The organism is Desulfosporosinus fructosivorans, assembly GCF_004766045.1.
Lineage (GTDB): Bacteria > Bacillota > Desulfitobacteriia > Desulfitobacteriales > Desulfitobacteriaceae > Desulfosporosinus > Desulfosporosinus fructosivorans.
On sequence record NZ_SPQQ01000009.1, the window covers coordinates 66,467 to 80,951 of the forward strand.

Annotated in this window: 13 protein-coding genes and 2 riboswitches; of the genes, 2 read left to right on the top strand and 11 right to left on the bottom strand. The window is 41.4% G+C overall.

What is annotated here, in order from left to right; genetic code table 11:
- Positions 1-12: 12 nt before the first annotated feature.
- A riboswitch (cobalamin riboswitch) is annotated at positions 13-195 on the bottom strand.
- 285 nt (positions 196-480) lie between these two features.
- A complete protein-coding gene (locus E4K67_RS21425) occupies positions 481-669 on the top strand; it encodes an EscE/YscE/SsaE family type III secretion system needle protein co-chaperone (RefSeq protein ID WP_135550457.1) in 189 nt (62 codons plus the stop codon).
- A 153-nt stretch (positions 670-822) separates the two neighbouring features.
- Here the strand turns inward: E4K67_RS21425 and cbiD are convergent, their stop codons facing one another.
- From cbiD to E4K67_RS21460, 7 genes are all read right to left on the bottom strand, one after another.
- A complete protein-coding gene (cbiD, locus tag E4K67_RS21430) occupies positions 823-1,950 on the bottom strand; it encodes a cobalt-precorrin-5B (C(1))-methyltransferase CbiD (protein WP_135550459.1) in 1,128 nt (375 codons plus the stop codon).
- A gap of 210 nt (positions 1,951-2,160) precedes the next feature.
- A complete protein-coding gene (locus E4K67_RS21435) occupies positions 2,161-2,973 on the bottom strand; it encodes an energy-coupling factor transporter transmembrane component T family protein (protein WP_199242623.1) in 813 nt (270 codons plus the stop codon).
- Entirely contained in the window at positions 2,973-4,706 is a 1,734-nt protein-coding gene (locus E4K67_RS21440) for an ABC transporter ATP-binding protein (protein WP_135550686.1), read from the bottom strand. Before E4K67_RS21440 ends, E4K67_RS21435 begins: the two co-directional genes overlap by 1 nt.
- Positions 4,707-4,731: 25 nt before the next feature.
- Positions 4,732-5,247, bottom strand: a complete 516-nt coding sequence (locus E4K67_RS21445) for an ECF transporter S component (protein WP_135550461.1) — start codon at positions 5,245-5,247, stop codon at positions 4,732-4,734.
- Positions 5,248-5,259: 12 nt separating this feature from the next.
- On the bottom strand, positions 5,260-6,012 hold the full coding sequence (locus tag E4K67_RS21450) for an AIR synthase family protein (RefSeq protein ID WP_135550463.1): 753 nt from the start codon (positions 6,010-6,012) through the stop codon (positions 5,260-5,262).
- A 104-nt stretch (positions 6,013-6,116) separates the two neighbouring features.
- A riboswitch (cobalamin riboswitch) is annotated at positions 6,117-6,291 on the bottom strand.
- Between the two features lie 46 nt (positions 6,292-6,337).
- Positions 6,338-6,730 (bottom strand): YkvA family protein, encoded by a 393-nt coding sequence (locus tag E4K67_RS21455; RefSeq protein WP_135550465.1) that lies wholly within the window; start codon positions 6,728-6,730, stop codon positions 6,338-6,340.
- A gap of 19 nt (positions 6,731-6,749) precedes the next feature.
- Positions 6,750-6,974, bottom strand: a complete 225-nt coding sequence (locus E4K67_RS21460) for a hypothetical protein (RefSeq protein WP_135550467.1) — start codon at positions 6,972-6,974, stop codon at positions 6,750-6,752.
- 120 nt (positions 6,975-7,094) lie between these two features.
- On the opposite strand from E4K67_RS21460, the gene E4K67_RS21465 reads away from it, so the two are divergent.
- Positions 7,095-7,268, top strand: coding sequence for a DUF1540 domain-containing protein (locus tag E4K67_RS21465; RefSeq protein WP_135550469.1), 174 nt, complete (start codon positions 7,095-7,097; stop codon positions 7,266-7,268).
- A gap of 287 nt (positions 7,269-7,555) precedes the next feature.
- Here E4K67_RS21465 and E4K67_RS21470 read toward each other — a convergent pair whose 3' ends face one another.
- The 4 genes from E4K67_RS21470 to glgD all read right to left on the bottom strand — a co-directional run bounded on the left by E4K67_RS21470 (position 7,556) and on the right by glgD (position 14,471).
- Positions 7,556-8,122 carry a DUF502 domain-containing protein gene (locus E4K67_RS21470; protein ID WP_135550471.1) on the bottom strand — a complete coding sequence of 189 codons (567 nt, stop codon included), beginning with the start codon at positions 8,120-8,122 and terminating at the stop codon, positions 7,556-7,558.
- 288 nt (positions 8,123-8,410) lie between these two features.
- The gene (locus E4K67_RS21475; RefSeq protein ID WP_135550473.1) at positions 8,411-11,902 is read right to left on the bottom strand and encodes a bifunctional glycogen debranching protein GlgX/4-alpha-glucanotransferase; all 3,492 of its coding nucleotides are present in this window, start codon (positions 11,900-11,902) and stop codon (positions 8,411-8,413) included.
- On the bottom strand, positions 11,899-13,329 hold the full coding sequence (gene glgA / locus E4K67_RS21480) for a glycogen synthase GlgA (RefSeq protein WP_135550475.1): 1,431 nt from the start codon (positions 13,327-13,329) through the stop codon (positions 11,899-11,901). The genes E4K67_RS21475 and glgA overlap by 4 nt, the downstream gene beginning before the upstream one ends.
- Positions 13,330-13,349: 20 nt before the next feature.
- Positions 13,350-14,471, bottom strand: a complete 1,122-nt coding sequence (gene glgD, locus E4K67_RS21485) for a glucose-1-phosphate adenylyltransferase subunit GlgD (protein ID WP_135550477.1) — start codon at positions 14,469-14,471, stop codon at positions 13,350-13,352.
- Between the last annotated feature and the right edge of the window lie 14 nt (positions 14,472-14,485).

The window sequence follows — 14,485 nt, forward strand, 5'->3', positions numbered from 1 at the left end:
ATCGCCCGTAGGTCTGTGATATTTCTCAAGGCAGGTTTCCTGGCTTCAAATCATCATTCCCTTTATTAACCCATAACTTATTAAAGGGTTTTTAAAGAGAACTCCTTGTTTACAGTGGCGGGACCGCGTCGGACTTTCGCCGACTTCCCCTTTTAAATCCTCTATCGCAGAGGAACCTTAAGAATATTCATATTCAATTAATTTTGAACCACTAGTCAATATGTATTATTTGTGTATTATATAATAAATCACACTATTTAGAAAGGACTTTTAGCTTATTACTTAACATTTTACGAAAATATATGTTAATACAATTTTTCGTCCACAACTCTACCAAATAAACCCCCGCCACCTGCTTCCAGATTTAATTCCTATTAAACGAATAAACTTTTAACTCAACTCTTAAAATAATCTATGTATTATTTTAAGCACCATAACAAATGCTATGTTTGCATTCAATAAACCTAGGAGGTAATTTTAATGACAAAAAATGCGAAACAACATGTTCAAGATGTGACTAATCATCTTCAAGATGCAAAAAATTGTTTAAACAATGCGCTTACATCAGTGGAAAAACCTGAAAATAAACAACAAATTCAAAACACGCTTAATGCCGTTGATGGAGCAATTCAAACTGCGAACACTACACTTTCAAACTATAAAGGATAAACTATTAGTAAAGGAGGAGCTTATGCTCCTCTTATCCATTTTCAGATTCTTCTAGATGCCATGAGCAGTTAATTCGACATGCATTTACCTTTTCCTTTAATACGAAATAGCACTCGACTACAGTCGAGTGCTATTTTTAAGGTTTGGCAAATGTCATGGTTCAACTGACCACAGCCAACCTTGTTTTTCCACCATATTACGAGCTTCTAAATCCCAACCGACAGGTTGCCCGCTCAATAACGTCATGATTGTTCCAACACTTAGTCGTCCAAAGGTAAACGCTTGGGCCCGCTCACTTGCCAAATGTGCTATTTGATGAAGCAACTTTTGTTCTCCAAGTTGTAAGAGTTCTAAGGTAGCTCCTTCGGTCGTCGGAAACTCCGCCAGATATTTCAGGGTATCTAGCTTTACGCCTGATAATGCGGCATGGGCCAGTAAGATTTCCATTCTGGCATCTGCGAAACGATTATGAGTCTGAAAAATCCCACCCGAAACTTTAATGAGCTTTCCGATGTGCCCTAATAAAATCACCTGTTCAATCTCTCGGTAAGCCGCTTCTTCCAAAAGAAAGCCGACAAAATTACTCATCTGGATTACCGCTTCAGCTGGGATTTTAAAACGCTCTGTTGCGACTCTATATCCATAGTGCCCTGGCGTGAGCACTATAGTTTTATGCCCATAAGCTACTGCCTGGTCCAGTTCTGGTAATATTGAGGTTTTAAACGCTTCTTCAGACATCGGTCTAACAATCCCACTTGTCCCTAGGATAGAAATTCCTCCCATAACCCCCAACCTCGGATTCAGGGTGCGCAGGGCGGCAACTTCTCCAGCAGGAACTTCAATAATTATTTCAAGTTCTTCTTTAGGGAAGACTTCGCGTACGGCTTCGAAGATCATTTTCCTTGGTACAGGGTTGATAGCGCTTTCCCCAACAGAGATAGCCAATCCTTTTTTGGTGACCGTCCCAACCCCCTGACCCCCTCGGATGTGAACCTCTCCAAGAGAAGAAATATAGCGCACTACGGCATGGATCTCAAGCCCATGTGTAATATCCGCATCATCTCCTCCGTCTTTCAGAATACTTGCCCTAGCTACAGGATATGAAGATTCCCCCCCATGGATGGGCATTGTCAAGCGTGCAGAGTTGGGAAGTGGAATTTCTACATGTTCGGGTAAACTATTCTTTTGGAGCAGCAAGCAGGCTACCTTCGCTGCGCCGGCTGCACAGCTTCCGGTTGTATATCCTTCGCGCCAAGTATGTCGGTCTTTATCTCGTGCCATAGTTTCTCTCCCACAATCAAATTCATAGAAATTATCATATGTATTTAAGATGGTTTAAGCTTACCTTGGGGTCTTGATAAAAAAATCTATGTTTCAATTATTTACTAGTATATCTGAAGAAAGTATACGACATGCGAGGCTTCAGTTCAACCATGTCTAATAAGACTAGTCCGCTCAGATAGTTCGATAGTCTTATAATCCGATAAAGTTCTATAAAACTCCTAAATGCAATTTGAATCGTACAAAGACAGCTGACGTCACCGCTAGAACTATGAGAGAGATCGTCCAATAATCCCTTGAGGCAAAGGTTAATTCGCGCATAGATGTCCAGGTACGCGACAAGCCGTAACCCCGATTAAGCATTGCCATTGATAATGAATTAGCCATTAGAATGGAATTAATGAACATAGGAATCATAATCGGAAGATAGGCACGAATAGTGCCGATAATTCCCTTGTCATTAAAATTTACTCCCCGCGCTTTTTGGGCCTCTATGATTAAACGTCGTTTTTTATCTAGGATCGGAATGAATCGTATCGCCGTTGTCAGCATCATGGATATTTCGGCAGGAACTTTCATTTTTTGAAAGAATTGTGTGAAATCGTCCATGGACGTGGTCAGAGTCAGCACAGACGAAGCAATCATCATACTAAAGAGACGAAAGAGAAACGTCGTGCCCATCAGAACCCCCCCCACCGTTGCCCCCAATCGCTCTCCAGGGAAAGCATAGAAGAGGATTGCTTGGTTAGAAGCCTGATCAAAACGCTCCGGTGCAAACGTAAATCCTGTGATTAGAATAATTGAAATGACGATTGGAATCAAGGGAGCAAACATCCGGACTATCTTTCGGAGAGGAATTCTGATCCAAAAAGCTAATAGACCTGTCAAAGACACGGTCAATAACTGATATAGTGGATGCTGAAACAAGAAAGTGAAAATAATGATTCCCAAGAACCCGAGCATTTTAGTTCGAATGTCTAAGCGGTGGATGAAGGTATTTTCTGCTAAGTACTCTGGCACCATTACGTCTTCCCTCCACTTTTGAAAAATGCATAGAACTCGTCGGGTTCGATTAAGGTTTTTTGAAATAAAACATCCTTCAACCGAGAGGAAAGCCTACAGAGTTGAGGTGGAACTATCGCAGAGTCAAGAAGGATTTCTTCATTAGAAAAAACGTCCTGTGGGTTACCATCTAAGGTAATGCAGCCGTCTTTTAAAACAATAATACGCTTAGCGTATTGAGCAACAAGATCCATATCATGACTAATCATAATAATTGTTGTTCCGGCATTATGTAGTTTGCGTATCAATGCCATCATTGTCTGAATTCCCACCCAGTCTGAACCTGTGGTGGGTTCGTCGATTATCAACAGTTTGGGGTTTAGGACGAGTATAGATGCTACGGCAACCATCTGCCGCTCTCCTTTTCCCAAGCTGAACGGATGTACATTACGGTACCGATCCAACCCGGTATACAGAAGAATGTCATTGACTCGTTCTTTGACCTCTTGGCCTTTCAAGCCAGCATTCTTAAGGCCGAATTCTAGTTCTTTCTCTACAGAAGCAGAGAATATCTGATGATCAGGATTCTGGAAAACATAGCCGATTGTTTTCGAAAGATGTGATGTATCATACTGCGACGTATTCATACCGTCAACGATGACGCTTCCGCGAGTTGGTTTCAGTAGTCCATTAAGATGTTTAGCTAAAGTAGTTTTACCCGCGCCGTTTTGACCAATTAAGGCTACAAATTCGCCAGCGCCAATCGTTAAGTTTATTCCCTGCAAAGCGGGTGGCCCTGAGTTGTACTGGTAAATTAGCTCACATATTTGAACTGCGGCTTCTTTCTCAGGTATGTGCGATTCCTGCTTGAGAGGTAGGTCCATTCTCTCCTGATATCCGCATTTGGGTAACAGCCGTCTAATCAAGCCTTCCGCAGACGGGATATCTAAAGGGATTTCATCTAAGGAAATCCATCCTCTTTCGTAAAAATTCCAACCGATTAGACTCACTGGTATGGGCTTTATCCCAAACTGTCTTAAAAGATGAATATTGCGAAAGAGTTCCGTCGGCACCCCGCTCCATGCCACTTCTCCTTGGTTAAGGACGACGACCTCATCCGCTTTTTTTATAACTTCTTCGCTAGAATGCTCAACTAATAGAATCGTCAAGTCCTTTTTCCGTCGCAGATCATCTAACGTCTCGTAGATTTCTGAGCGCCCCACCGGATCAAGTTCTGAGGTCGGTTCGTCGAGGACCAAAATCTCAGGTTCCATCACAAGAACGCCCGCGATCGCTAAACGTTGTTTCTCTCCGCCAGAGAGTTCTTCTGTCAAGCGGTCATTGTACCCTTTAAGGCGAACCTTATCCAGCGCTTGATTGACTCTCCATTTGATGTCCTCTAGCGGAACGAGGAAGTTGCGCGGGCCAAAAGCAGTATCTTCTTCAACGGTACTGCCGATAATCTGAGTTTCAGGGTCCTGTAGCACAAGCCCAAGGATCCTAGAAATGGATTGCACTGCAGTCTTTCTAACATCGTAACCAGCTACGTCAATCTGTCCAGTTAGTTCTCCTTCTAAAAGTTGCGGAATAAGACCGTTAAGACATAGGCTCAAGGTTGTTTTTCCCGCTCCACTAGCACCCATTACCACAATGAACTTTCCTTTTTCAACGGTTAAGTTCACGTTTTTTAGACAAGGTTCTACAGCGCTCGGATAACGATAAGAGACGTTCTTTAATTCGATAGCTGTATTTATGAGTTCCACGGTTTCACCTCATTATCTATATAAGCCGACTTCCCTTGATTGCTTTATAAGCAAGCGCAGAAATAATGACGTTAATGGCTGCTCCGACGACCAGAGAAGGCATCAATACTAGAACTCCGCCCATACCCATTATAGGGAGCATGGCGAAGGCTGATACGACCCCATTAAGTGTAATTGCAGCAATAACTGCGGGAATTAGACCAAGCTTCTTATTCACCCAGCGGTAACACAAGGCCCATAAAGCCATTTGGAAAGCAATATACAGATGGATCGGAATCGTCGCTGGAAATCCAATCACTGCCGACGCCAACAAATGACCAAATGCAATAACGACCGCTCCGGTTACCCCACCAAAGGCCAGAGCACAAAAAAAGCCTGGTGCTGAATCCATGCCAACTGTTCCGACGGAACTAGGGATTTTAATAAGCGCTCCCACGGCACTTAAGGCAATAAAAATAGCCATAATCGATAGTCTTTTGACATTCCAAGCGGATAGCGTTGAGTCCTGTTTTTCAAAACTTAAATTATTCATGAACTTTCCTCCTTAAATTTTGGATAATCTACCCACTTTAGTTATGGGTAATCGTGGAAAACTAGATAATAAAATATCCGAAGCCAAAGATGATAGAGCGGAAAAAATAAGGCAAGTAGACGGTCCAGCTGATTTATCTAAATCTAGACCACAGGCAGGATCGAAGAACAATTGGCAATTTAAGTTAGTGGCAAGCTGCTGTGCCTCAGTGCGAATTCCTCTCGACCCAACAGGAACGATGTCATGAACACCTAAAATATCTAAAAGGAACTGTATATGTTTTACTTGAACAATTTCAGTATCATTCGGATTATTGACTTCAGGACCCACTTTAGGCAGCCCTAAACAATAAACGTCATCTCCTGCCTGGGTAATTCCCACTCGCAATTGGTACTTCTCGCTCACACCTATCACACTGATTCCAAGGCCAGTTTGCTGTGTTACCATATTTTTCTCGGTGCTTATCGCCATGGATAGCGTCGACAATCCAGCAGAGTCTAACTCTTGTTGCACCCCCTTTAAAATCTGCTCTCCTGTTGGATGCAGTTCATTAGAAATCGCCACGGTCATCATCTGTGGCACAGCCCCAGTGGAAAGGACTTCTAACAATGCCACGCGAGTTGTTAACCTTCCAGTAATGGACCATGTAATCTTTAGAGTATCTAAATCTTTCATGCCGATGGCTCCACAGGAATCACAAGAAGCCACAAGATATTGAGCTTGATTTATCAAAACAACCTCAACATCGCGACCAAGATACCCCATAGTTTTCACTCCCCTCTCATCATAAAGGAACCAAAAAAGCTCATAGCCGTTTCCCTCATCACAATGTGATAAGAAAAATCGACCATGAACTTTACCTTAATTCATGACTTCTTATGTTACAGGCAGGTCTCCTGACTCAGAATCATCGACCTTATGCGCCTTCCCAGTTTCCCAGTGGCAAGGCATAAGTCTCCTCTTTACAGTGGTGGGTCCGTCCGGGATTTTCACCCAGTTCCCTATTCTCCCTTATTAAAGGGCACCTGTAACATGGTTATTAAGTTACTAGTATTTTAATGCAAGCTGCCTAAGATTACAAGGATTAATTTCAAGATTCAACTCGATTTTTCCAAAGTTTATAACGTTCCAGATCACTACCCACTTGGGAAATAACGAAGCCGGCAACCGCTGCGTCATCGACTAACCCAGCAAAGGGAATGTAATCGAAGATCCCGTCTATCGGTGACACGAAATATACGATGCCTAATATAATCGTGAGAAGCGAGCGTGTGGGCATTTCCTTATAGTTACCGTTAATCCAGTCTTTGAACACTCCAAACAACAGCTGGAACTTTTCCCATGTTTCACCCAACGCCCCCCGGTTAGTGTTGGCCTTCCTCAGGGCAGTATTAAGAAGGTCTAATGATTTCGTCTTGTCTTTTAGATATGTCTTTGCCTTTTCCTCATAGACCCCTAATCCCTTTTTGTCGAGCTCGTCCATTTAAATGCTCCTTTATGACTCAATTAAGGTGTTTTGATATTTTTCTTACAGCGATTGCAAGTTCACTCAGTTCTTTTTGACCTTCGCGCACATCAGTTAAAGCATTAATTTTCTTTGAGAGATCATTTTCAATCAACAGTTCAATTTTATCTAATTTTTTGTTGAGCGCCTCTTGATTTTTTCCTAACTCATTTTGAGATTCAAGTATTTTCGTGAGCATGTCCATAAGCTGTTGTTGATCCATATGAGTTCACCCCTTTGAGGTAAATTATATCACAGCACTAACGATTTATATAAAAAGAATTCATAAAATCCGACTATCTGGAGAGATTAAACTTGGAATTCAATTTAAGGAGGAATCTAAATGCCAGAACGAGCAAACAAAATGCCACAACCTAACGGCGGAATCAAATGCGTTGTAAACACTTGCCATTATTATGGCTCAGGCGATCATTGTCATGCTGACAAGATTGAAGTTCAAGCTCCTAATGCCAGTACCTCTGAAATGACGGACTGTGCGACGTTTCTCCCTGAGTAACTAAAACACGGATATAAGGCTTGTCCTCTGATTGGGCAAGCCTTATATTATTCGAAAGCCTCCATTCGACCTGAGACTTTTGCCACCGAGGTGTCGATTTAAACTTTAGTTGGGAACTCGGTCACTGTTATAAAATCTAATAAGCAGGAGATATTCATATTAAATTAAGTGAAAGAGTGATTTTCTTGGATGGACGAATTAAAAAATTGCAACATCAAAATGACGGAGTTAAATGCTCCTACTTCAATTGGCACTGATTCTCGATGTTCAACTTAGTTAAAACGAGTTCAGGCCCCTTTCTTGCACAATAGCCCAGCAGAAGCAATAAACTTCAAGGCTTGCTCAGAGGAAACGTCGATTAGTTCAATTTGTTCTTGCGGTACGAGGATGAGATTCCCCGCCCACTGCATGGACTGCATTAAGTACACTGCCACATAACCCTTGGGGATAAAGGTGCTCTCTTCATCATTAGTAAGAAATCCTAAAAGTTTAAGGTCATTCGACATATGAACCATGACCAATCGGGAAAAGCCCTTCTTATTCGCAGAAAACGAATTTACGGTGTCCTTAATGACACCGTAGATACTACCAAATAGCGGTACTTTTATAATTATCATATCCAAGTAATTTAGAAATTTGCTCGTCAACCAGTTCGAAGCAAGTAGTCCCACTAAGAAAATTACGGTTAGGGTCACAATCACCCCGAACCCAGGGAAATATAAGCCGGCTTTCTCTAGCAGTCCTTTAAACAACCCATCGGTTAGCAAAAACATCTTATATAAAATATAAAATGTAAGCGCTATAGGCGTAAGAACGAATAGGCCCTTTAGAAAGACTCCTAATATCTTTTTCATGATTTTGCTCCTTTATTCCTAAATACAATAGACCATTTCACTTCAAAAGTGCTTCAAGTAATTATATAACATTATGGTATAAAGTTCCAATTGTATGCTTTCAGCTTAGTTGGACATCAAGGCTCCAATAGGAACTCTACGGCACCTAGCGTTTAAGAAGAAGCCAAGCGCACTAGGAAGTGGGGTTCTTTAAAAACTGGATAATTCAAGTCCTTGATAGGCTCATGTTGCCGATTCGGACTTTCTTTATCCAGTTTGTCAATTCACACAATTATAATTATCTAATTTCTACGATCTCTTTGATTTCTCAGCTTGAGTACGAAGCCATCCCTTCACTTCCTCAAGTTCTGGAATCTTATCCAGCTGCCACTGCCAATTACCATGGATTGTGCCTGGAACATTCATGCGAGCTTTCTCACCCAACCCCAAAATATCTTGCATAGGAAGGATTACCCATGCCGCTTGACTAGAATATACTTCTTCGATCATTTTACGGCATTCTACTTGATGTATGCTCTTGTTGATAGGCTTTTCATCTTCGACCAGAAAATGCTTTTCATACCAACCTAATAAGGTGTTATTGTCATGTGTTCCAGTATAATATACGAAATTGGCATCTTGGTTTATTATTTCTTTCAAAGGTGTAAATTGAAGGACCTTAATGCCTGGAAAACCAAAAAGCTGTTTTAAAATATTGACTTCTGTTGTTATGAGACCTAAATCTTCAACGATAAAGGGAAGTTTTCCAAGGGTTTCTTGCATGCTTTCGAAGAATCGTTTCCCTGGACCTTTAATCCAATGACCACTTTCAGCAGTCTTTTCTCTAGCGTCAACCTCCCAAAAGGCTTCGAACCCACGAAAATGATCTAGCCGTATGTAATCAAACAGTTCTACCCCCATCTGTAAGCGCTTTTTCCACCAATCATACCCTGTAACGGCCAAGGCATCCCAGTCATAGATTGGATTCCCCCATAATTGCCCAGTCTTACAAAAATAATCAGGTGGTACACCTGCTGTTTTTGTCGGTCTACCCTCTTCGTCAAGCACGAACAAGCTGGGATTAACCCAGACATCACAGCTATCGGCGGCTACAAAATGAGGTAAATCTCCAATAATTCGAACTCCTTTAGAGCTTGCATAAACCTTTAGTTCATCCCATTCATAGAAAAAAGTATATTGGAGAAATTCTATAAAGCCCATCTCTTCTCGAAGAAGTAGCCGATACTCAGCTAACTCTGTCGACTCACGGGAAGCAATTCCTGGTTTCCATTCATACCATGGGACCTCTCCAAAATGACCTTTCAAGGCCCTGAAGAGAATGTAATCATTAAGCCATTCTTTATTTAGAGTTTTAAATCTCAGAAAGTTCTCCTCTGAGAGATACGTTGATTGAGCCGGGACGGCAGAGCTGAGTGAGTTGAATTTACGTCGTTCCAGAAATTTCTGATAAGCTTCGTAGAGTAAATCGCGTTTCAACTCTTTATAAGCAAGTAACAATAAACTTTTTCGCAGTCCGGAGTTCCTTACCTTTTCAAATTTCCCCCGTGTCTCAGCTACATCCAAGAGTCCTTCCTTAATCATATGGTCAAGACTGATGAACAACGTGTTTCCAGCAAAAACAGATTCACTTTGATAAGGACAATCTTCGACTCCCGCTGGATTCAAGGGTAACACTTGCCACAAGGATTGACCTGAGCTCGCGAGAAAATCTACGAACGCGTAAGCCTCAGTTCCTAAATCTCCAAGTACCCAAGAAGAAGGCAAAGAACTTATATGTGATAATACCCCACACGAACGGTCGAGTCGAAAATCCTGCGGGGGCTTGTATCTTGAAAAAAGCACCCTACAACCTAACGGACTTATGGGTACGGCACTGAATGAATCTGGAGAAAGCGTGTTCCCATTTATTAGGTCAACTACCAACGAGGAGGATTGTAGAATTGTACTAAGATCCACAGTCCATGCTTCTTCGCGGTGACGATTGATAAGGACGGTGATTTTCTCATCCTTCCCAACTCTACTAAAACCATAAATATCCGGTGCATAGAAAAAAGACTCAAAATTACCCGTCTGAAGGACCTCATATTCAGCGCGCATGCGTAAAATTCGCCGATACCAATCTATGATTTCGACGTCTTCTTTACCCCACGGATAGGTCCCCCGGTTATAGGGGTCTGCATACCCTTCCAAACCGGCTTCATCACCATAGTAAATGCAAGGAACTCCAGGAAATGTAATTTGAATCAAACTCAATAGCTTAAGCCTTTGAACACCTATTTTTCGGGCATTCGTGGATAGCCGAAAGTTCCTTTGCTCTGTTTTTGTCAGACTTTCTTCTGCTGGGGCATCTCCTAAGAGAGTCAAAATACGGATCGTATCATGGCTCCCGATTATGTTCATAGCTGCAAAGAAATTCTCTTGGGGATAATTTTCATATAAGCTCATGACCTCATGGTGAACGACACTGGAATCACTCTGATTCAGAATAAAACGCAGGAAACTAGTTCGAAATGGATAGTTCATCGTTCCATCCAACTCATTCCCTGAGAAATACTCTCGTTGTTTGCCATAGCTCGTTTTATTTGAAGCGTCTTCCCAAACCTCACCGATTAGGACAGCACTAGGTTGAATGGTCTTAATCGCTTGCCTGAGTTCCTGTATGAACTCATCCGGGAGTTCGTCAGCAACATCTAAACGCCAGCCAGCAACACCAAGGTTAAGCCATTTACTAATGACACTTTCTTCTGAACCATAGATAAACTGTCTGTAGGAGGGGTTCATTTCGTTTACTTCAGGAAGAGTGTCAACCCCCCACCAAGACTGATACTCTTGAGGATTTGATTTAAATTTATACCAAGGAAAGTAGGGTGAGTCAGCCGATTGATAGGCCCCCACCTCTGGGTAATTGCCATATTTATTGAAATAGATACTGTCACTTCCCGTATGACTAAAGACTCCATCCAATATGACCGAGATCCCAGATTGTCTTGCAGTTTCAATCAATTGTTTGAAGATCAAATCATCTCCAAACATCGGATCAATCCGCAGATAATCTGCTGTGTCATATTTATGATTACTCGGCGCTTCAAATATAGGATTAAAATAAAGAATGCTAACCCCTAATTCTTTGAAGTAGGGTACCTTTTCAAGCACTCCTTGCAGTGTCCCGCCAAAAAAATCCCAATCGGTGACTCTGCCATTCTCATCTTTAATATAGAGCGGTGGATCAGACCAATTGGCATGCAACAAAGTATTATTCCTAGGATAGTAGGTGAACCCGTTTTCGTGGTCATTAAAAAATCGATCGACAAATACTTGGTACATGACTCCTCGTTTGTACCAACTAGGTACCGCCACATTATTATGGACTGTAATTTGATAGGAAGGGGGCACTTGTTCCCAGAGCATACCTTCTCCACCAAGCTTTTTCAGGTTATTGCCATAATAATAAGTTTGAGTTCCTACCTGAATTACAAAATAATACCAGATAAGCCCAGTGCTATAAGGTACTTCGTAGTCCACTTCAAAGAATGTCATCTCTTCACAGGAATCATGCATGGAATCAGTTGCTAAGTCTTGACTGAGATTATCAACAGTTGTTTGACCCATGTCAAGAGTGATTTCCCGATCCTTTTCCCAAAGACGAAGTACACAGGCTGCAACAGGCACCGCCGAAAATATTCTTATTCGAAACGTTATCCGCTGTCCACACGTGACCGCTCCAAACGGTTCACGGTAAAGCAAATCGTGTGAATTATGATATACATTAAACATCATCATAATAACGATTCATACATTTCAAGATACGCTTTTGCGGATCTAACCCAACTAAAATCCGTTTTCAAAGCATTTTGACGTATATTGTCCCACACTGGTTTTTCCTCGTGGTATATTCCCACGGCACGTTGCACCGCGAACAACAATTCATGAGCATTATAATTGACAAAACTAAATCCATTACCTAAACCGCTTATTGCACTATAAGACAAGACAGTGTCCTTTAATCCACCGGTTTCCCGAACGATCGGAACCGTCCCATAGCGCATGGCTATCATTTGCGCAATACCACACGGCTCAAAACGCGAAGGCATCAATAAGATGTCAGACCCAGCATAGACTTCATGTGCTATTTTGTCAGAAAATTCTAATTTAATAGCTAATTTCTCGGGAAATTTTAAGGCAAAGTAACGCATCATTTCTTCATAACGTTGCTCCCCTGTTCCTAAGATGACCAATTGAACATCCAACTCAAGTAATTCTTCCATAATGTGGGCCAATAGATCTATGCCTTTTTGGTCTACGAGCCGAGATACTACCCCAAGTACTGCACTATCATCTCGAACTTGAAGTCCAAAGGTAGTTTGCAAGTGCTTTTTGTTTACTGCTTTAGCAAGAGGAAAATTTGTATACGGCATGACAAGATAGGGATCCTTCATCGGATCATAGACCTCATAGTCAATGCCATTGAGAATGCCCAAGAGAGAATTACTTCTTTTTCTTAAAAGCCCATCCAATTTCTCGCCGTAATAAGGATTTTGGATCTCCATAGCGTACGTCGGACTTACCGTCGTAATTATATCTGCATAAAGTAAAGCTGCCTTCATAAAATTGATTGCGCCATGAAATTCTAAGGTATTTTCCGTAAAATACTCCATTCCGAGCCCCAAGATATCGGTAAGTACTTCCTTAGAAAAAACTCCCTGATAGTTCAAGTTATGAATAGTAAATATTGTCTTAATCGGATAGTATAGAGGCTCTTTGCTATAAAACTCTTTGAGCATAAGCGGGATTAAGGCTGTATGCCAATCTTGACAATGTATAATATCGGGTTTAAATCCTGGTATGTGAATTAAGCTTTCCAGAGCAGCACGAGAGAAAAATGCAAATCGCTCAGCATCATCGTATTCTCCATAAATACGTGGACGCGAAAAATAATACTCGTTGTCAATGAAATAATAATGAACCCCTTGATATTCCATCTCATCCAATCCGCAATATTGTTTGCGCCAAGCCACGGGGACATCGAAATGAGCCAGATGTCTAAACTCTCTTTGAAAATGTTCGGCAATGGTGCTGTACTTCGGAATAATAACACGTACATCGACCCCTTGTGTATGCAGGAAGGCAGGTAATGAACCCATTACTTCGCCTAACCCACCGGTTTTAACAAAAGGGTCCGCTTCTGCAGTCACAAAAACCAGTTTCATACTTTTCCCCCTTTCTAAGCCTAGATCACTGTTCTTTTGAGAACAACCAAAGGATTGTTTAAACTCCCCTTTAAAACATTTTCTCCATTAACCATCACAGATTTATCAAGAATTGCATAGTCAGTTTGACCATGTGCCTGAATATGACATTTCGGCAGGATTATACAATTCCGTATTCTACACCCTTGTTCAACAATCACTCCTCGAAAAATAATCGAGTTGACAATCTCTCCTGAGATAGAGCACCCACTTGCAATCAATGAGTTGCTGACTTTGGCATGTGTAGTGTATTGAGTGGGGGGGTTATCCTTAATTTTTGTGTGGATCTGATCGACTCCTAACAATAATTTCCCCCGAATTTCCAGGTCCAAAAGATCCATGCTTCTGTCAAAGTAATCCTTAAGCGTGCGAATCCTCCCAATCAATGAACATGTTGGTGTGCCATATATTTTGAGGACCTCTAGATTAGTTGAAAATATATCCATTAAGTCAATACACCCAACGGAGCTATACTTCTCAATAATTTCCAATAAAAGCTGACGTCGAATAATTAACATATTGACAAAATGAGGTTTAACTAGCATGCCCCTTTCGAGACTTTTACTGTTAAGTATATTCGTAACTTTCTGTCCTTCATCCATCTGAAGAAATATTTTATCCGTCTGATCACCCGAATTATCGATTCCTTTATAAATCAAGGTAACGTCGGCTTGTGTGTGATTATGAAATTCCAAGGCACTTTTAAAATTTATATTAAATATTTGCTCACCGCTTGTAATGATGACATTTTCGGCATAATCTTTCTCCAAATACTCTATATTATTTTGTAAATCCTTAACACAAAATGTATGATTCTTCCCTCCCAAACCATGGATTGCTCCAGGTAATATAAACAGTCCACCATCTTTTCTATCCAGAAACCAAGCTTTACCGGCTCCTAAGTGATCTAGAAGCGGTCTATAATGGTGTGGAGTGAACACTCCAATCGTCCTTATTCCAGAGTTAACCATGCTCGATAAAGCGAAATCAAGAATACGATATCTTCCTCCAAAGGGAACTGCAGCTATTGGCCTTTTTAGTGCAAGCCCTTGTAGGTTTTCAGTTGCGCTGTTAGCATAAATAATTCCTATAGCCTTCGACATCACTTCTTCCCCCT